The 20709-nt window shown below is 57.5% G+C and carries 9 protein-coding genes; 5 read left to right on the plus strand and 4 right to left on the minus strand.

The window, feature by feature from the left end; translation table 11 throughout:
• The first annotated feature begins 92 nt into the window (after positions 1-92).
• The 4 genes from AC2W7L_RS02220 (at position 93) to AC2W7L_RS02235 (ending at position 8875) form a co-directional block, all read left to right on the plus strand.
• Entirely contained in the window at positions 93-3548 is a 3456-nt protein-coding gene (locus AC2W7L_RS02220; RefSeq protein WP_486003083.1) for a CDP-glycerol glycerophosphotransferase family protein, read from the plus strand.
• A gap of 39 nt (positions 3549-3587) precedes the next feature.
• Positions 3588-5399 carry a glycosyltransferase gene (locus AC2W7L_RS02225; protein WP_486003084.1) on the plus strand — a complete coding sequence of 604 codons (1812 nt, stop codon included), beginning with the start codon at positions 3588-3590 and terminating at the stop codon, positions 5397-5399.
• A 156-nt stretch (positions 5400-5555) separates the two neighbouring features.
• Positions 5556-7496: a CDP-glycerol glycerophosphotransferase family protein gene (locus tag AC2W7L_RS02230; protein ID WP_486003085.1), complete on the plus strand. Its 1941-nt coding sequence runs from the start codon at positions 5556-5558 to the stop codon at positions 7494-7496.
• Positions 7497-7708: 212 nt separating this feature from the next.
• On the plus strand, positions 7709-8875 hold the full coding sequence (locus AC2W7L_RS02235; RefSeq protein WP_486003086.1) for a polysaccharide pyruvyl transferase family protein: 1167 nt from the start codon (positions 7709-7711) through the stop codon (positions 8873-8875).
• Positions 8876-8924: 49 nt separating this feature from the next.
• On the opposite strand, the gene AC2W7L_RS02240 is transcribed toward AC2W7L_RS02235, so the two are convergent.
• Both AC2W7L_RS02240 and AC2W7L_RS02245 read right to left on the minus strand, forming a co-directional pair.
• The gene (locus AC2W7L_RS02240; protein ID WP_486003087.1) at positions 8925-10670 is read right to left on the minus strand and encodes a glycosyltransferase; all 1746 of its coding nucleotides are present in this window, start codon (positions 10668-10670) and stop codon (positions 8925-8927) included.
• A gap of 18 nt (positions 10671-10688) precedes the next feature.
• Positions 10689-14255 (minus strand): bifunctional glycosyltransferase/CDP-glycerol:glycerophosphate glycerophosphotransferase, encoded by a 3567-nt coding sequence (locus tag AC2W7L_RS02245; protein WP_486003088.1) that lies wholly within the window; start codon positions 14253-14255, stop codon positions 10689-10691.
• A gap of 277 nt (positions 14256-14532) precedes the next feature.
• Between AC2W7L_RS02245 and AC2W7L_RS02250 the strand changes: the two genes are divergently transcribed.
• Positions 14533-15939 (plus strand): CDP-glycerol glycerophosphotransferase family protein, encoded by a 1407-nt coding sequence (locus AC2W7L_RS02250; protein ID WP_486003089.1) that lies wholly within the window; start codon positions 14533-14535, stop codon positions 15937-15939.
• Between the two features lie 57 nt (positions 15940-15996).
• Here the strand turns inward: AC2W7L_RS02250 and AC2W7L_RS02255 are convergent, their stop codons facing one another.
• Both AC2W7L_RS02255 and AC2W7L_RS02260 read right to left on the minus strand, forming a co-directional pair.
• Positions 15997-17886 (minus strand): glycosyltransferase, encoded by a 1890-nt coding sequence (locus AC2W7L_RS02255; RefSeq protein WP_486003191.1) that lies wholly within the window; start codon positions 17884-17886, stop codon positions 15997-15999.
• A gap of 58 nt (positions 17887-17944) precedes the next feature.
• Complete coding sequence (locus tag AC2W7L_RS02260; RefSeq protein WP_486003090.1) at positions 17945-20221, minus strand: glycosyltransferase family protein; 2277 nt, start codon at positions 20219-20221, stop codon at positions 17945-17947.
• Between the last annotated feature and the right edge of the window lie 488 nt (positions 20222-20709).

Consider the following 20709-nt stretch of genomic DNA (forward strand, 5'->3'; position numbering starts at 1 on the left):
CCGTGGACGAACCTCAGAGTTCCCGCCTTGCGGTTGACGGCAGTCGGCATCGCCTCCTGCTGCATGGGTCGATGTGGACCTAGACTGGGACTGTGTGGACCACACCCGACAACGATGTTTTGGAGGAATCCACAGTGGAGTTCAAGAACCTCGTCGCCCGATCGGCGATCAGAGTTCTGGGCACAGCCAGACGAACACTCAAGAAGGCAACTCGTGCCACGGCACGAACTTCCGCTCCCGGATCAGCACGTACTGCCGGACTTGCCTCGCTCGACCTCGTTCAGGCCCAGAACCTGCTCCACATCGACCTCTCATCGGACTCAGCTGTCGTCCCGAGCGGACTGTGGGTGGAACATGACGACGATCTGCACCGCATCGGCTCGTTGGAGGAGTTTGACTCCGCTGCCACCGAGGCGAATGGCGCAGCTGTTCGCACCGCAGCTATCGACCTCGACTCTCTCATCGAGAATCTGTCCGATTGGACCTCGCTGCCGCAACCCGATGCCGTCAGCGACGAAACAGCCGGATTCGTCCTCCGTCTCTATGTCGAGTATGACGACTTCGACGTGGATGAGATGCCGAATTCCTACCTCGAGGCCACACACGACGGCACAGCTGTCGCCCTGGTCCGACTCGGTCGGGCCGCAAGCACCCGCACTGAGAACTTCGCCTACCGCCATGTCGGCGGTCACGAATGCTATCCGCTGATCAATCGCAATGGTCACCTTGCCATCGAGGTGGATCGTCCTCACCGTCCGTTTGCCGACGTGCGGAACGAAGGGCTGACGATCAGAGACGGCATGCTCGAACTTCAGGGCCGGATCATCGCGCGGGGAACCGCATACTCAGGCGGAACGCTCGTCGTGGTGGGCCGAACCTCTGGATTCCGTGCCACCGCAGAGGTCGATCTCGCCCCCAGTGACGAGCTGTCAGAACGACGCTACGGACTCAACTACTACAGGTTCTCCGCGACTCTCGATTTCAATGGGCTCATCGACGAGATCAGCGACGACAACGCGGACCTGTACCTCGACCTCGATCCGGTCCTCGGCGATGAGACCAAGCGTGCCCGCGTGGGAAAGAGCCGATACCTGGTTCGCTTCGGCACCACCGGCAGCACGGTGACTTCCGGCGACAAGACCGTTTCCATCATTCCGTACTACACGTTCAAGGCGAAGTATCCTTCGCTTCACCTCGAGACGTTCGATACCTCGGCGTACGACTATATGCAGCGCCTGGTTGCGAATCGGCGTTCCTGGAACCCGCCGAAACCGTCTGATCGCAAACCCGTCTGGCTGATCGGCGAACTGCCGTATAAGGCGCAGGACAACGGACTCCAGTTCTTCCGGTATATGCGAGACGAACATCCCGAAGTCGATGCCTACTATGTCATCGAGCCGGACTCTCCCGAACGGGTCAATCTCGACGGTTACGACAATGTCATCGACTTCCGTTCTCGTGACCATATCCAGGTGGCGCTTGCGGCTGACAAGATCGTCGGGACCCACCACCCCGACTTCCTCTACCCGACACGAGAGCCTCAATTCGAGAGAGAGTTACGGGCCGAAAAGATCTTCCTTCAGCATGGAGTCACCGCCGCCAAGTGGATGGTTCCCAACTATGGACGATACGTCCGCGGATTCGATGTCGATCTCATCACTGTCTGCTCCGAACGAGAAAAGGAATTCTTCGTCAAGGACTTCGGCTACGCCCCTGAGCAGGTGGCAGTGACCGGTTTTGCCCGTTTCGATGCTCTGTTGGCGGACGACGTCGACGTCGACCCCGGCCAGCTGATGATCATGCCGACCTGGCGTCCGTGGCTGCAGGACCCAGAGCATTTCGTCGAGTCCGACTACTTTCAGAGATGGAAGTCTCTGCTCACCAGTGACCGGCTGCGCTCGCTGATCGAGAAGCACGATCTCACACCGATCTTCTGCCTGCACCCGAACATGCAGCAATTCAGCTCGCACTTCGATGGCCTGGGAATCAGAGTCGTCGTCCAAGGTGAGATCGATGTCCAGCTGCTGCTCAAACAGAGTTCGATGCTCGTCACCGACTACTCGAGTGTCGCTTTCGACTTCGCATTCCTCCACAAACCCGTCGTCTACTATCAATTCGACGACCACCGCTTCGCCCAGCCGCATGCTGACCCCGCAGCAGAATTCCCCGGGCCTGTCGTCGCCGAGGAGGATCGGGTCCTCGATGCGATCGAAACGGCGTATGAGGCCGGTGGAGCAATGGCCCCGGACTTCCGCAGACGGGCTGACAGGTTCTTGGCCCACAGAGACACTGCCAGCCGAGAGCGCATCTTCGAAGCGATTCAGAATTCGTCGAAGCCCGACGTCACCATGGCCGACAGGATCCAAAGTGAGACGGCCCAGTCCGTCTACCGCGTCGCACGGAGAAACAGGTACTACCTGCCGGTGATGAAGAGACTCTATAAGCTGATGCGTCTGGCTCCGCTCGATGAGCAGACCATCGTCTTCGAGACCGGGCAGGGGAAGCAGTACGCCGACAGTCCGCGCGCAATCCACGAGGAACTCATCAGACAGGGAGACACACGCCGCAAGGTGTGGATCTACCACAAGCGCCTACCCGTGACCGACCGGCACACGACGGTGGTCAAACGTCACTCCCCCGCATTCTTCTGGCATCTCGCCACAGCGAAGTATTGGATCAACAACCACAATTTCCCCAACTACATTCACCGCAGAGATCAGGGCACGTACATCCAGACTTGGCACGGGACTCCGCTGAAGCGGATGTTCCTCGACCAGGACAATTTCTATGGCCGCGACCCCGGGTATGTCGACAGGGTCAAAGAAGCGTCGGCACAGTGGAATGCCCTGGTGTCTCCGTCGCCCTACGCCACGAAAGCGATGCGATCGTCCTATGGATACACAGGAGAGGTCTATGAGCTCGGGTATCCCAGGAACGACGTCTTGAGGGGCCCGGACACTGATGAGATCCGGACCGGCGTCCGTCGTCGTCTCTCGATACCTCGCGAGCGCACCGTCGTGCTCTATGCTCCGACCTTCCGCGATGACCAGCCCACCACCCGAGGTCGCTTTGCATTTCAATGGCCGTTCGAACCGGAGGACTTCGCCGAACGTTTCGGCGACGACGTCACTCTCCTAGTACGAACCCACTTCCTCATCAATACGAAGCTCGAAATACCGGAGGAGCTCAAGTCCCGCATCATCGATGTCAGCGGATTCCCGGACATCAACGAGCTCTTCCTGGCCAGCGACATGCTGGTCACCGACTACTCGTCCTCGTTCTTCGACTATTCGGTCCTCGAGCGCCCCATCATCTTCTTTGCCTATGATCTCGAGAATTACCGGGACAACCTGCGAGGTTTCTATCTCGACTACGAAACTGAGCTGCCTGGACCGGTGACCACAACGACTGCTGGTCTGTTCGACGAAATCGACAGAGCATCCTCGGTGACGGAAGAGGACCGACAACGGTTGCGGTCGTTCGCGAAACAGTACGCCCCCAACGACGACGGACACGCGGCGGCGCGAGTCATTGATCGGCTTCTGTAGAACAGCAAGAAAACGGCTCGGGCACGAGATGGAGGAACGATGTTCTCACGGCGCAGGAAGTACCTGCCGGAGGCGAATGTCTACGGACTCATCGGCGGAATCCCCAAGACTTTCGGCGGCAGAACCGGTGTGTGCCTGCAGCGAGCTGATGCCTTTGCAGAGCTCGACGGTCGGCACGTCGAGATCCTGACACTCTCCCCACGCAACGACGCCCCAGAAGCCCTGACTGCTCGATTGCGCGGCGAGGGAAGAATCGGCAAGAAGGTCACTATCCGCAGTGTTTGGGCTGACCTGCAGCGAGCCTCGCCACACGACTTGGCCCAGATCGCGTCTCATTCGTCCGAGGCGATCACCGTCAACACCGCTGAGCTTCCCGACTTCGACGGAACTCGCGAGATCAAAGAACTGGACGATTCGGGGAGAACCTTACGCTCCGATCGCTTCCGAGAGGACGGATCACGGTTCTTCAGCTACCGCCTCGGCGACGGGGACGACGCGAAGAGCGCCGTTCTCTTCGACACTCGCGGTCGGCCCATCGCCCATTGGACTGAACAGCACGAGCTCTATTTCGCATGGTTTGACTGGCTGATCGGCTCGGAGCAGGCGATCATCATCAACGACGGCCCTCCTCTGGCCCGCTACCTGCACAAGTACCAGCGTGAGAACGTCGTCCTGGTACAGACCATTCACAGCAAGCATTCCGCCGACCCGACCAAGCGCTCCGAAAGGCTGGGGTGGACGTATACGCCGGCGCTGAAGAATGTCGATCAGTTCGATCTCTTCGCCGTACTCACTCAGTCACAGCACTCCGACCTCACCGATCTGAACTACATCATGGACAATGCGGCCGTCCTTCCGAATATGACGGCCGCAACGCCGATGCGACGCATCAGATCCCGACCACCGGGCGCGGGCGTGATGCTTGCCCGAACCACGTTCCTCAAACGCATCGACCACGCCATCACTGCCGTGCACAAGGCAAGGCAAGCGGGTACGGACGCGACGCTTGATATCTACGGGGTGGCGGACGAAGCGCAGGAGTCGCTGGAGACACTCGTCGCGGATTTGGACACCCATGGCGCCATTGCCCTCAGAGGATTCGACCCGCGTGCCAAGCGGAAGTTCGAGACTGCATCGTTCACTCTTCTCACCAGCGAATACGAGGGCCAGCCCTTGGTTCTTCTGGAGAGCATGGCTGCCGGGTGCATCCCCATCTCCTACAACATCAGGTACGGTCCCGCAGACATCATCACCGACGGTGTCGACGGCTTCCTAGTCCCCGATGGTGATGTCGATGCCATGGCCCGCCGAATCAATGACCTCCACACCATGGACGAGCAGAAGCTGGTGCAGATGAGGCAGGCCGCGATCCGGCGCGTCGGTGACTTCTCTCCGGAAAAGATCACTCAGCTGTGGGGGGCCGCGCTGACCAGTGCAGTGTCGAACAAACGCCGACCAGCCGAAATCGTCGGGGAGGCACGACTGTCGAGCATCAGCATCGAAGGCAGCGTGATCTCCATTGGTGTGACTCTCAGCGGCGCCGCTGCGTCGGATCCCGATTGGGCTCTGCTGCGATGGACCGAACGAAAGGGAGGACGCTTCGGGCGGTTGCCTGCTCGACTTGAGCAGGCCGACGGCGAGATTCAGGTCGTCACGAAAGCTCACGCGGATGACTTCGCTGCAGTCGATCACGGTCACATCGATTTCTGGATCGATCTGAGGGTCGCCGGCCTTCCCTGCAGACTCCGCGTGAAAGGAGCCGGCGAGGTCGAACCTCAGCCACTGGGACACTTCGAGGTGTACCCGACGAGGTTCGGCAGCCTCAGCCTCCGGTTTCCGGCTCTCGATTGAGGGAACGAGGAACGGTTGAGCGACAGGCGTCGTCCACTCTGAGCAGATTTCGCCACGACAGCCCGAGTGCCCCAGGAACCGGTCACAGAGACGCTACAATTGCTATTTGATTTGTCTTAACTGCATGGGAAATTTCGGTAAACATTGATGATGCGCGTGTCAGAAACTCTGCAACTTGTCGGCAGAATTGCTCAGAAGATGAGCGACTCCGCTGAAACGGTTCGCCACCGCTCGAAATTGCGAGCACTACCGAAGTTCCAACCCGATCCAGGGGAGACAGTCGACGTGCTGCTCAACTTTCCGGGCGAAATCGTCAATGTGTACCAGATCAGACAATGGTATGGCCCCTTAGAGCATCTGGCGAAGACTCACAGCGTCGCCATCCTCTGCTATCAGCCGACAACTGCTGAGCTCGTGGCGCAAGAAACTGACTTGAAGGTCATTTTGACCCCCAGCTACACCGATCTTCGTGAGGTCGAGCATGACCTGAAACCGAAGGTTATCCTCTACCCCAACCAGAACTACGCGAACTACAGAATCTTGGGGCTCACCGGGGCCGAACATGTATTCATCTGCCATGGTGAATCTGACAAGATCTATATGGCATCCAATTGGGTGAAGATCTTCAACTATTTCTTCGTCGCAGGTGACGCCTCACGCGATCGGCTGAGGAAGCACGTCCGCAATTATGATGTCGATGCGCGCACGATTGCCATCGGCCGCCCACAGATCGATGTCGCACACACCGCTCCGATCAACAAGCAACCGGACCGCGTCACCGTTCTCTATTCTCCGACGTGGGAAGGCGGACGACGGACGATGAGGTACGGCTCCGTCGCGTCGCACGGCGTGGACATCGTCTCTTCGGTGTTAGCGGATGACCGTTACAGGCTTATCTATCGCCCTCACCCACGGACGGGTATCCATGAAGCCGAGTTCGCCTCGGCCGACTTCCAGATTCGAGAACTAATCTCTCGCGCGAATGGATCTACAGACAACCTTCATTTCGTCGATGACACCCCTTTCGGATGGCAGCTGGATGTCGCCGACGTGATGATCACCGATATCTCGGCGGTGGCATACGACTGGCTGACCACGGCGAAGCCTCTTCTCGTCACTCAGCCTGTGGAGCTGGAAGCCGTCATGCCTCAAGAGGGCTTCATGGCTGAGCTGCCTCTGCTCGAAGCACGTGACGCCAAAGATTCCGCAACTATCCTCGACAGCCTCCTCCGCGACGAAGACGCGAAGACTCGAATGACAACCTGGGCGGACTATCACTATGGCGACCGGACACCGGGAAGCTCTCTTGACCGTTTTGCAAAAGCAGTCCAACTGGTACTCGATGAACATGATGCGGCCGTCCCAGAGGCGGATTTCGAGACAGCGCCCCGAAAGCTTCACGGCTCGCCCCACCGAGAGACCCCGCTCCTGTGGCACCCGCGCCGTTCGCTGGCGCAGGCCGCTCAGGGCCTCACATTCGCCCAGCGAAGCATCGACTTCGCGACCACAGGAATCGCCAATATGGCAGCGCAGTCGCGAGCCGAGTCGCAGACCGTCGGTACATCAACATCAGCTCTGAAAAACCGAACCGCCGAGATCCTCGTATCAACGATGGCAGGCCCTCACGACATCGAGACGATTGTCGATTGGCTGCCGTCGCTGGAGAAGCTCAACCACCATCACTCCTTGGCGTTGCTGGCAGGAAATCAGAGAAGTTTTGAGAAATTGCGCAAGTCCACATCGCTGCGGGTATATATCGGCCGCTCTGCGTCTGAGACCGAAGAGCTCTTCACATCTCTTCGACCCGCGTTGCATCTGCAATTCGAACAAGCAAACCTCAATCTGCGAGAACTGACTCACCGCAACGTTGTCCATGCCTACATTGGTACCGATGACAACGAGGAATGGATAAATAACAGACTTCGTGCGTTCGACGTCGTTGTAGGGGGCGCGACGACTTGCCCGGACGCGATCAGAAGTTCCCTGATCGACTTTCCTGAGCAGACGAGGATCCTGACCTTGCCGATCGACGGCGATCTGGACGAGATTCGAGCGACAGTAGTTGCGGATCTGGTCGCAAAGACAAGCTCGCTCTGAGGCCGCAATGAGAACTAATTGCGCTGAATGAGTGGAACTGTGAAAGGGTGACAGTGAAAACTAACAAGTTTGTGAAAGCCGTTAAGGACTCTCTGCCGGCACCGGTAGCAAGAAGGGCGAAAGTCCTCGCCAAGACTGTAGTCAGAAACTCCCCTGGAGCTCGGGCTCAAGTCTCAGCCGAGGTCGCAAGGCGAATGCACCGTAATCCCCCGATGCCGACTCTGGCACTCAATCCCACTGAGTCCGATTCCGAAGTACGCCTGCGACTTCCGATCCTGGGTTCCAAGGTTGTCGTGGTTGCGGTCAAAGAAGGACGAAAGTATATCGTCGGTGCAATCGGCGACAACGCAGCGGCGAAGCGCTGGCTAAACGACATGTTGGTCACTCGAACCAGACTGTATCTGGACGCACGAGGCCGCTATATCCATGCTGTCGGCAGCTCAATTGATTCCGATGAAGCTATCGATCTGTTCGATGCTTGCGTCCGACTTGTTATGTCCACTCGAGCCGCGGAAGAGAGTGCGAGCTTCGACCCGGAATCAGCTGTCAGCGCCTATTGGTCAGCCGGAGTAGTCAATTTTGGCGACTGGGCAGGCCCGCATATCCTCAGCCGTTTAACGGGACGGCAGCCGCTTTTGCCCGGAAGAGCAAAGCTCAAGACGCCCGTCGTCTATTCTGTTGGCTCAGTGCTCGGTTGGTTCGATCGAAACAACGTCGATGTTTGGGGCAGCGGGTTAATGCGCCCCTTCACCGAGGCAGAAGTGGCATCTCGCAAGAAGCTCACTGGGGTCAACATCCATGCAGTCAGAGGCAAACTCACCCAGCAGCATTTGGCTGAACAGATTGGATGGGCTGTGCCCGAAGTCTACGGCGACCCTGCGCTGCTTCTGCCTCGGCTCTACACACCTCATCGTGCCAAACAAGGGAAGGTTGCGTTCACCCCACATGGTACGCACCAGAAATACTTTACTCAGAACGTCAGGGGCGACGTCAACCTTGTCAATGTCCGAGCCGACTTCCGGGACGTGGTTGACTCAATCGCAGGGGCACGTGCAGTCGTTTCGACCTCTTTACACGGGCTCATAGTCGCGCAAGCCTACGGAACCCCATGGATATGGCTTCGAATCAGCGATCACCCTCTCTGGGGAGCCGATTTCAAATTCGATGACTTCTTCTCCACTCTCGTTGAAGATGGAATCGCAAAGAGGGATGTCTCAGTAGCCGACCTACCGTCCGTCGACGTCGAGTCTCTCGCGGCAGAAGCAAACCTGCCGGATTTAGCCATCGACCTCGACAGGCTGGCGGACACAATACCTGTTTCACCCGCACGCGAATTCAAAGGGTCGAATCTTGAGGACAGACTCGACTCACCTCTATGATGGCCCAGTCCATCGGGATAGAAGCCAAGTATACGGGGGCGTCAGATATTCAGATTCCCATAGGGTGTTCGAGAGACGAAAAGATCAGGCCAATCAGTTGGCCACTCCAACCTGTACCTGGTCGAGACGCCGTCGACCTCCACAAGCAGCCAAAGACCGATCGATCCTTATCTGATTGAGGCTTGGCGTCGTTGTGAAGCTGGAACACGTACCGGCCAGCTTCCTCCGCCTCTTCGATCGGCTGTAAATCACGATGAGCGAGCGACTCAAAAGCTTCAAGCCGCAACCGTACTCTCATGCCTGTGAGTCGGGTTCTCTGCAGTTCGACAGCGAAGAAGCCACCGTTGCTCGACAGTCGGAACTCCCGTGGCGTTGGGGCCAATCCACGCAACTGCTCGCGAAGTGGAAAGGACTTCGCAATAGAGTCATAGAGTTCCACCCATCGCTGAGAAACCGGGGCGGGCTCAAACGACCGCGCCTTTGTGCGTGCAGCAGCGCGAATCGGATCATCCGTTCCCAAACTCGCCGCTCTGCCGATGGCGGAGGCCAATGCTTCCACATCTCCGCGGGGTACGAGAAAACCGTCTCGGCCATCTGAAATGATCGATCGCGGACCATAGGGGACATCGTAGGAAACTGGGACGGTCCCTCTGCTCATCGCCTCCAGAAGGACGAGCCCGAATCCTTCATACTTGCTGGACAGTACGGAGAACCCGCCCTCGCTAAATCGTGTCTCAGCGTCATGTTGGTGGTCTTCGAAGCTGATTACGTCCTGCAGCCCGCTTTCGTTGACGTACTCACAGACGCTTGCAAAACTATCGCTATTCTGCGGACCTCCGATAATAACCAGGCGATCGACCTGTCGCTTACCATGAGCAATTGAGAAGGCTTTGACAGTGTCCATCAACTGCTTCTCCGGCGCATGTCTGGTCACAACTATCCCAGTCCTCGGCGCACGTCTTTCGTCTGATTCCGACATCGCTGGCGGAAAATTGACATTCGGTACGGTAACTACTCGGCAACTGGGTTCAAGTCTTTCCCGCAGCTTCTCTTCCTGCCGAGTGGACAATGTGACGATGGCGTCGAAGTTCCCCGACGCGCGGAATACGTCACGGTAAGTCTTGCGGAGCGGATCTGAGACGTTATTGCTACGACCGCCCTCGAGGTGATTCACATGCTGCACGAACACTTTCCCGACGTTCGGCCGTACATAGTCCTTGAACGTCCGGGCCACGCGATTGTCGTCGAACGTCAGCATCGCGTGCTGACCGCCAACCAGAGCGTCCAGCCACAGATGTTTCAACTGATGCATAGCACCCTGAAACACGATACGTTTCCTGAAACCTCGCGACAACAGAGTCACGCGGATGCTCTTCGCACTATCGACAACCAGATATGGTCGGCCCGCAGAGTCGAAGTAGGTCCGTCTTTCTACTCCGTCCTTATCGCGTCGGTCCACCTTGTACGCGTCGCCCGATCGGACCGCAGACGAAGGTTGCCGTGGGTATTCGGGGCTTTCGACCTTATCGAGCTTCCCCGCTATCCGTTCAATGGCCTTCACGGTGGCCGGGTCCGCTAACGACGAATAGAAGTTTATGACTTCGGCAGTGCCGAGATCTGGGGCCTTCCTTACCTCGTTGACGATTCGGTCACTGTTCGGCTCATCGTTGAAAGTCAGAATCGTGGTGTTGATTCCGGCTTCCTCGGACAAAGCTTTGCCCCTCCGGAAACACGCTTTGGTCATCCCCCCATGGTTGACACGCACATTGTCCAGTAATGAGAAATACTTGATCATGAATGCGCCCGAACTTCCTCAGCTGCCCCACACCCGGTCGACAACACGGCCGGCCGCTGATCCATCTTCAAGTCTGCAGAACTCTTGGACGAACGTCAGGTACCGATCTGTGGGCGTCCAATCGTCAGAGGAAAGCCTGCGGATTTCTCCAGCCACATCATCGGCATTGCGCACAATCGGTCCCGGCACTGTAGCCGTGTAGTCCAGGTAGAATCCGCGCACACCCTCCGCGTACTCTTCGAGGTCGGGAACGAAAAAGAGCATGGGTTTCTGAGTCACGGCGAAATCAAACATCACGGACGAATAGTCGGTGATCGCAACATCCGCCGCGATATACAGGTCGTTAACCTCCGGATAGTAGGTTACGTCGATGACGTTGCCCTTGCTGATTGCCGTTGAACCGGCACGCGCGTTGTGTCCGTGGCCGCGAACCAGTATCACGTACTCGTCACCCAAATCACCTGAGAGTACCTGAAGATCGATGAAACTGACCATGTTGGCAACCCACGCTTTGGCGGATTGGCTGTCACGCCAGGTTGGGGCGTACAGAATCACCTTCTTTGCGTCCGGTATTCCGAGGAGCGCACGAATGTCATTTTGCCTGGAATCATCGGCCGACGATAGGACGTCGTTTCTCGGATACCCCGTCTCCAGGATCTCTCCGTCGTAGTTGAACTCCTCCGCGAACTTCGTAGTACAGAACGCGTTCGGCGAGACAAGGTAGTCCCACTGCGCAGCCTGCCTGTCCATCCGCTCGATCCAAACAGGCTCGCGGTTCCTGTCCTCCCAGTATGAGTGGCCGATCTTCTTCAGCGGGGTCCCGTGCCAAGTCTGAACATAGGTTTGGTACGGCCTCTTGGTGAACCAGGAGAAGAAGTAGATATTGTTCACCAGGTATTCGGCACGAGACAGAATTTCAAACCACTCAGTGGTGTACATCACGACTGGGATCGCCCCTTCGGGCAACGAAACTGATGGGTCGTTCACTCCCCAATAGAGCTTCAGCTCTGGCCGCCTTCTGCGCAGCTCGTTGTGAATTTCCAGTGCCGAATCCGTAGCTTGCTCACCCAAATATGACTGGAAGAATACAGAATTGGCCATAACGTCGAAATCACCTTCGCGATGCCATCTCTGCAAGCGTGCTTGGTTCAAAGAACCTGTCTCATCGTCGGTTGAGGCAAAGCCGAACGACAGCCACAAAGCACCTCGGCGAGTCTTCGTCAGCCTCAAACGGAAGTCATTTCCAGCACTTTCGGCGGGGAGAGAGCCACCTAGGCTCCTTCCGGGCAGCAAGTTGGAGGATCGTCGTCCTTGGCTCACATTCAGCAGGTAACCGCCATACGGGAGATTACGAGACCGACCGAATTCGTTGATCTGCAAAGTGAATGTGGCAGAGAACTTCCCATCCTTCACTACCACCTCGTCGGCTTTGACTGTCGCACGATTAGAAGTCAACGACATCTCTACAGTCTCGCTACTTGAATCGAAAATATTGCCCTTAAGGCGAAGAGACAGACCGTCCATTGTCACTGAGTCCGCATACGCAAGCGGGCCTTTCCGCACCACTTCCAGAGTCGACCGACGATTTCGTCGCACACCGACTCCGTCGATTGATACCAGATCCGCGGGGAGCGCTGATTCACTGGTAAACAGACGAGTGCTCGTGGTTCCACTTTGCAGACGAAGTTCGGCATTCTTTTGAAGAGCGCCAATCTTAGCCGGTAGTGCTTTGACGGCAAGTTGAGTTCGGCGGGCGCGCCGCGCCTTCGGCAACTCTCGGCTCTTTGAGAATCGTCCGAGATTCACCGTCGTCAGTGTCGCTGGCGTTCCCGCACGTGTCCGAGCTGAGATATCAATCGCCTCACTGCGCGAAACAATATCCTCGACGTAGGTGGCTGCCCGTGTGATTGAGAACTTGAGTTCGGAGTTCTTGCGCATAGACGGGGTGATGATGACTCCGTCGTCGGTTGTCAGAGCTTCCAACCTACCGGCTGACCCGTTGGACACGGCCTTGGTCGCGAGGAAAGTCTCACTCATTCCCAGCTGGTCAATGGAAATGTATAGGCGCAGTGTGTCCTCACCTGTCGCCGTCTGAAGAATTTTTTCCACCGGAACCACTGCCCGGAAAGCTGCGCTGTCATAATTCGGCCACTTTGACTTCGCATATCTCGAAACGAAATCCGCACCTGGCTCGACAGACAAATCCAGGCGGCGACTGTTGATGTCCGATTCGAGATAAAGCCGAATCGTCGGGTTGGGCACTTCGTCCAGATTCACGTTCCGGAAGAATACCCACCCGTCGATGACGAGATTCCGATCCTGCCACAGCACTCTATTTACGGCATGCTCAACGGTCAGTTCATCCCGGCTCAGACGCAAGAGCTCGTCCGGGAACTGCAAACTCACCTCTTCCGGATACTGCGGAACGAAATATACTTGTCCGTCGTCGTCCACGCGGGTCGGAAGATGTGCACCGATCTCGTTGTTGGTCAGCATGACGTGTCCGAGTTCGGCTGGGGTGCCGTTCTTAAAAGCGTACAAAGCGCAGCGAGCTCGGACTTTGATCTTGGCCCGGACGTCTTCCGTGACGTGAGGCTCGAGAAGTCCGATCAGATAGTGGATACGATCCCGATAGTCGTCATCAGCATGCAGTGACTCGGAAATGTACGGGATGAGATCCATTCCCAGGACCTTGGCTATCCAGTACTCGCGGAATCGGCTGTCAGCGTTCTCATTCACGAATTCGTACACCGAAGTTACGACCTCGGCACGGTCGGCTACGTCGTCGTAGGAGCCCTTGTTTTGGGTAATGGAGCTTCCGTCGAACCGAATTCGCCATTTGTAAACTTTGTCCGGTATGACGTCGAAGGCCCTAGCCAGCAAATAAGCTCGAGTAATCGGGTACTGATCCTCGTAGCGTATGCCTTCAGGGAATCTCAGATCGATTCGCTCAATGAACTCCGTCCTGAACATCTTGTTCCAAGCGAAGACGTTGGCAAGTCCCAAAAGGAAATCGTTGCTGGTTGCGCCGATGATGGGTTCCGCGTGCGCGTCCTTCACCCAGCGTGGTACGTACTGCCGGAGGTCGGTCATCCGCCAGTAGGCCCCGACGACGAAGTCGGAGCCTGACTGCAGGAGAGTCTCGACCATCGTCTTATAGGCGTCCGGTGGCACGATGTCATCGGAGTCCGAGAATACGATGAAATCGCCGCTGGCGGCATCCATTCCAGTATTGCGAGCTGCACCAAGGCCAGCGTTTGGCTGCGTGATGACAGTGACCCGTCGGTCCGACTTGCTAAATTCCTCGGCGATCGAGACCGACCGATCTGTCGATCCGTCATTGACAACGATGATTTCCAAGTTCGTGTACGTCTGGTTAACTATCGACCGCAAGCACTCGTGCAAGTACTCTTCGACGTTGTAAACGGGCACGATCACCGAAATAGTCTTCGGTTGCTTAGGAAACAGCGGATCCTTTTGAATGGCCCGCCGGACTAGTGCTCTCGCGTTGACTGGAAGCCTGTCGTAAACGGCTCGACGAAGGTTTCCCTCAGAGTTAACAAAGTCGCGAATACGCGTCGTCACCTGGTCAGCGTTATTTCCCAATTACAACAATTCCCTCTACGGTCAATTTTGACGATCGGAGCCGGTATCTCTGAGCGCACCGCATCGCAGCACCTGATTCCGCTCAACTGTCAGAAGCCAGTTTGTCTGGAGTTCACGCACATTTTAACATCGCGTCACACGGTTTCCTTGGCCTTGAGCCGCCCATGGCGAGTTGTTGATCCTGCACCGGGTCGGGGTCTCCCGATAACGTAACAACAGGCAGCTTGCCGGCGCCCCGCCGGTCTGGCCGCGCCGATTGATCTACCTCACAGATGACGCGCTGGCGCGCGTCTGGTTAGCCTTTACCATTGGACATGGACCGCATTGCATTCCAAAGGTGAGGCTGCCTCACATCGAAAGGGACATCGTGAAAAACCTGATCCGGAAGTCGGCCTTGTGGGCAGTGCGCTCTTCCGCATGGAAAACCACCAGCAAATGGATCAGGGGCACCGAACGGTGGAACCGTCTCGAGGACGAATTCGACGGCAGCTACGTCAAGGCTGAGGTGGTCGTCTATTTCGGTGATCGGAGCTCGAAGTTCTACCAGCTCGAGCAGTGGATCCCTGTCCTTGAAGAGCTGCATAAGAAGCACCGTGTCGTCTTGGTGATGCGAAAGGGCTCCGCTCTGCTTCGGACAATTGAGACCACGAACCTTCCCGTGGTGTTCAAACGCAAATTCGACCCACTGCACACCTTCTATCATGCCAACGACTTCAAGTTGGCGCTCTACGTCAACAACGGGATGACGAACTTCCAGTCGCTGGCCTTCGCACCGATGGTGCACGTACACGTCAACCACGGCGAGTCGGACAAACTGAGCATGGTTTCGAACCAGGCCAAATCCTATGACAAAGTGTTCGTCGCCGGCGATGCTGCGATCGAACGACACCGCAGAGCACTCATCGATTTCAACGAATCCGCTCTCGTCAAGGTCGGACGACCACAGCTCGACATCGAGCGACCTGTGGAACTGGAACCGTCCGATGCGCGAACCATCATGTATGCGCCGACGTGGGAGGGTGAGAATGATTCCAACAACTACACTTCGGTCGATCTCTTCGGTCCCCAGATCGTCGAAGCAGCATTGCAGATTCCCAACGCCCGAGTGATCTACAAACCGCATCCCCGAGTGGAGACGTCCAAGGATCCTGCGATGGCTGAAGCGAATACTCGGATCCTCGACCTCCTCGAGACGGCCAATGAATCGATCTCAGACGAGTCCATGCAACATCAGGTGCTCATGCAGGGCGATATTCTCGCGATGTTCGATGCGGTCGACCTGCTCATCACTGATATCTCCAGTGTCGGGCTCGACTTTCTCTACCTGCACCCCGAAAAGCCGCTTGCGCTGACAGATCGCCGTAATGACACCGCTCGGCTCAATGCCGAAGCACCGATCAGTCGTGCAACGCCGATCATCGACACATCGACCGTCGACAGCTTGAATCAGATGTTCCGGGCGATGCTGTCCGAGGATTCGGCAGCAGACGCTCGTCTCGATCTACGTCGACACTACTTCGGTGACGGAGGAAAGGGGACGTCGACAGCACTCTTCACCGAAGCGGTGTCGAAGCTGATCTCCGCTCGTTCAGTCGATCTGGAGCATTTCCATTCAGATGACAGCATCAACGCCGAGTCCGAGGACGAGTCCGACGGCGAATAGCAGTTGAAGTTGGGACAGAGCCACCAATCGGTGATGTCCCACCTCCGGGCGGTCTTCCTACGTTGCTTTCAGTGGGCGTACCGAGAAGTTCCCTTGCTTCGTGGAGTACCACTCCCACTCCCCCGACTGCATCGCAGTGTGCCTTCTCGGGAGCCGGATCCTCCGCTTCGACGTCCATAGATCGCGGGGCCTCCGCAGATAGACGTCAAACGTCTCACCGATCGATTCAGAGAAATTCTCAAAGTCCACATCGAATGTCACCACCTGCCGCCGCCCCATCCGCCGGGTAGACACCGAAGTGCTTCCGCAGACGAAGAACGTGTTGATATCGCGCGCGGCAACGACCATCTCCAGGCTTTCGAGGACCTGTCGGTGGAGATGCGCGAATTCGAGCTCAATTCTGCAACCTCCAGAGATCGCTTCGCACGAGGCTCTCTTCACCGCGACGGGGAAACCTGACGTGTCGATACGGTCATCGACCAAGTGCGCAGCCGCAGGCAATTCCTCGATGACTGTCTGCCAGCGCCGGTATCCGGTCTCCGGCAGATAGCGTTCGACCGTATCCATGGCAGAATTGCGCATTTCCGCAACGGTATCCGCGCTCAACGAGAGGAATTCCTCGATCTGATCTCCGAGGGCGTCGATATCATTCCTCGGCGTGATGAAGCCGTTGTGGCCCTGCTCGATCAGGTCGCGCGGGCCATATGTGATGTCATAGACGATCGGGATGCAACCAGCACCCATCGATTCCATCATCGACAACGGCAGGCCTTCACTGGTGCTCGTGAGCATGGAGAAGGAAGCCGCTGTCAACCTGTCTGAGACATCATTGACATAGCCGGGCAGCTCCACTCGATCACGAACGTCAAGGGCATCGATGAGCTTTTCCAGTTTGGGCCGTGCCGGCCCCTCTCCCAGGACCGTCAGAGAGACGTCGACACCACGGTCACGCAGTTTCGCCACTGCCCTAATCGGATGGTCCACGCGCTTGAGGTCAATGAGATTGGCGATCATCACGGCCTTACCCACTGACCGTTCCTGCGGAGCCTCGGTCAGCACCGACCCTGCCGGCAGCTCTCCTGTCAGAAGCCTGATGCTGTCTTCAGTGAATCCGAGTGCTCGGACGGCATCCGCCTGCTGACGTGTCTGCACACCGACCACGTCGAAGCGGTCAAAGTTGCGCACAGTATCGACTCTGCGAGGCAACACCTGGCCGTGGTTGCCGTTCCACGGATGACGTAGGTGAGTTCCGTGGAGGAACAGAACGAGCGCGAAATTCCGATTCGAGATCTCGTGGATGAACTCGCTCACCTTCTTGTCATCGACGATGACGACAGCGGGTTCCTTGTTCACTACTGCCTTGGCCCAGGCGTTGTAGAAATCTCGCGGACGTCGCCATTCCGCGATCGGTGCTCCATTCGGAGCACAGAGGATGAACCTGCTGCCCAGTTTCGGATCCCGGATGTCCGCAACCAGCAGGCTCCCATCTTCCCTGTAATAGTTGCGGCGAATGATCTTGCCGCTGCGCGCATGTCGGACTACGTCAAAGAAGGCGGTGATGTTCTCGATTTCACCATCGACGTCCGGAATCGGACTCTGCGACTGTTCACCTTCGAGCTGCGCAAGTTCCTGGTCGGTCCTGCACCGCAGGTCCGACCAGATGTTCATTAGCTCGACGTCATCACGCATCCGCCCCGACGAGACCAACCGATCTCGAATCTCCTCTGTGTCCATTCGAGGGCTGAACGTCAGAATAGTCTGCGACAGCGGCCTCCCGAAATTCTGAAAGCTCCGAATCCGTCGGAGGGCCGCGGTCGTCATTCCACCCATCGATTCGGGGATCCCCCACAGGACATTGTAGACGTGCACTTCATCGGTCCCGAGCTGGTGGTCGGGCTCGTTCTGGACCTGACTGTTGTCGTTGACGTCATGCGTTCGTCGAGCCATAAAACTCACTGATGGTATCCTTCTCAGCTCTGGTCGTGCGGCAGTCTCGGCGCGCTGATCAACGTGTCAGCGTCATGCGACCGTAGTAGCGTGTCTGGCGCCGCCAGTTGACGATCTTGGGGCTGTCCGAGGTCTCCCACTTGGCGCGGACGTTCCACTCGTCGCCGATTTCGGAGTACCTTCCACCGACGATCGTCTGCATTGCGTCAACATAATTGAGCTTGAGGTCCTGCATCAGTCCGATGACCTTATTCACGAGGCCTTCGCTGCGCATTTCGCTCAGGCTGAGGACCGCAGTCTGAGGGTCGAAGGGAACAAAGTCCTCGGTGAGGCCGGCATGACTTGCGAAGACGAAGTTGAGCGCTCCGACATGATCGTTGCCGAATGAACTCGCGATCCTCCTCATCAGAGTGAGACCGCTGGAGCGGTTCTTCCGCACATCATGTTTCGCGGCGAGCAGTGCACTGCCGATTTCGGCCTTCGAGAGCTCGACGATGTCGGCAGAGAACTCACCGGCTGCGGGAACAACGACGAGGCGTTCATGATCAGGGAACAGTACCGGAAGCAGAGCCTGCACCAGGTCAGAATCTGTGGCGAGGTCGCCAAAGGAGACAGCCCCCAAGCTCCGGACCGTCCCGTGCGAGAGCTGTGCCTGGATCTCCTCAGCGCCCTCAGAACTCACTGCGCCGGAAGGCAGCCAGATTCGATACCGGCCGGAGGCGTGGGCATCGATGGACCTGATTACCGGTGCGACCAGTGACTCTTCACCCTTCTCGACAGTCATGAAGACATCTGTGACCTGTGCTTCTGGAGTTGCCTTGTCCACCTTGCTCACTGCCGCATCGATCGCAGCACTGTCTCCGAGGGGAAGCGCAGCCGAAGCCAGATATTCATCGGCAGCGACCATGTCGTCCGCGGTGATCTCTGCCCACTTCGAGTAGATCTCGCTTTCCGAAGCTCCTGTCGCGATGAGTGGAATCAGCACGGAAAGTTTGTCCAAGATCCCGTCCCGAATCGCGTCGAACTCGGCTTCGTCGATGCCGATCAGCCCGCCGAAACGTGAATCCGATTTGTTCTTCGGTTCGAATTCGACCTCGGCACCCACAGACCGTGCGGGCAGGTTCGCGTGCAGTCGCGAGGTCAGAACTCGCTTGTACTTGTAGGCGTAGTCGGCGACCCAGTTGCGGGCCAGTTCCAAGTTCTCCGGGAACGACTTGTCACGGATCGCTGTGACGGTCTGCTTCTTCTTCGGCCCTTTTCCGCCCTTGGTCCAATCGATTCGCACCGTGCCGGACCGGCGGTCGGCCGACGGTGCTGGGAACAGGGTGTCGACCGTCGTCGTGAGGCACCCGGAGAAGAATGCCGGAACGCCGACTGCTCTGAGCACGGCGACCGACTGCCAGTCACGGCATCCCACCGGGCCGTACTTCTTCAGGTAGGCGATGGCATCGGGGGTGAGCATCTCCGGGTAGCGGACGAAGACGGAGAGCAGAATGGGACGCAGGTTCGGGTGGAACGGAATATTGAATGACTTGCCGAAGATGTCATGCATGTACCAGCCGAAGGCGATGTACCAAGTGTCTTCCGGAATATCCTGATAGACGTTGCCGTCTCTGTAGACCTCAACGAGGTTGAGTTCAGCCTCAGATCCTGCGTACTTTCGTTCGTCTTTGACCGACTTGCGGAGCTTCTTGAAGAGCTCGGTGAGCCCCTGATCGCCCGTGAAACTGAGATTCTCGTACCGCAGAAGATGGCCGATCGACGCGATCGTCTGGATATAGTCACCGATGTTGCGGGAGCGGATCCCCGGCTGGTCGTAACTGAGCACACCGAAGTTGCGTGTGCCGGCTGTGGTCGGGAGAGGCTCGAGGTGCTTTCCGCCCGGAAGCCAATCGAGCATGCGGTTGAGCTCGTAGCGCACTGACGAATCCACCTGATCCGACGACCTTCCGAGACGTGACTCGATGAGGGTGCGCACATGGTCGAAGGCTCCGATGCAGAAGGCCGACTCAGCGGTGCGCAGCACTGCTTTGTCGCTCCATCGGTCGGTTTCGCCTGCTTCATTCGAGCGATCCAGGAGTGGCAGGGCTTCCTGCCCGAGGGTGTCGATCGCAGTAGGGAAGTATTCTTCGGCTGCCGAGACGATGATGTCGCGGTCATTGATCTTTGCAAACTCAGCCCACGCCACCTCCGGGTCCGATGACCGCTGATAAGCCATTCCGAGAATCACCCTGCCGGCTTCCTCAGTCGACGCACCGCTGCGGAGGTTGAGACCGATGGACACCGCCTCAGCCAAGTTGCCTTCTGCGACGAGAATCCGCGCCGCGTCGACCACCGATTCCCCAAGAGCTGATCCGTGTGCAAGTGCCTCCGAAAGTGTCGCGTGAGCCTTGACACGCGCCAACTGGCGTGCTTTAGCGTCGACTTCTCGAGTCGAGGGTGCAACCGTCCATCCGTCAGTATCTTCGGCTGTCTTGCCTCTGAGCCCTGAGGCAAGTTTGCGGTACGCGCGAGCGGTGTCCGTTGCGATCTTCTTCGAGGAACCGGCAGACTTCCCGGCCCCTGTCCCTCCAGCGGCTCGTTCACGCACGTACTTCGTCCCGGATGCTCGTTCCACCACGGGCAGGGCACGTCGTGCGATTCCGTGGACGACTGGTTTCACCAGTTCTCGTCCCTTGCTGAAGTACCGGTCTGCGGCGTTTCGTCCAGTGGTCACTCGTTCAGTCCTTTGCAGAAGTTTCGGTGATCGGTCGGTGGTTACGGTCGGCGGTCAGGGGCAATCAGGCACACGCTATCCGACTTCACTGTCAGTTCGATGAACCG

Source organism: Brevibacterium sp. LAARM3_SD1 (assembly GCF_057364765.1).

Bases quoted from the DNA above. Each gene is read 5' to 3' on its own strand.
- AC2W7L_RS02235 (WP_486003086.1), top strand. From the start codon at position 7,709: ATGCCGACTCTGGCACTCAATCCCACTGAGTCCGATTCCGAAGTACGC.
- AC2W7L_RS02240 (WP_486003087.1), bottom strand. From the start codon at position 10,670: ATGATCAAGTATTTCTCATTACTGGACAATGTGCGTGTCAACCATGGG.
- AC2W7L_RS02255 (WP_486003191.1), bottom strand. From the start codon at position 17,886: ATGGCTCGACGAACGCATGACGTCAACGACAACAGTCAGGTCCAGAAC.
- AC2W7L_RS02225 (WP_486003084.1), top strand. From the start codon at position 3,588: ATGTTCTCACGGCGCAGGAAGTACCTGCCGGAGGCGAATGTCTACGGA.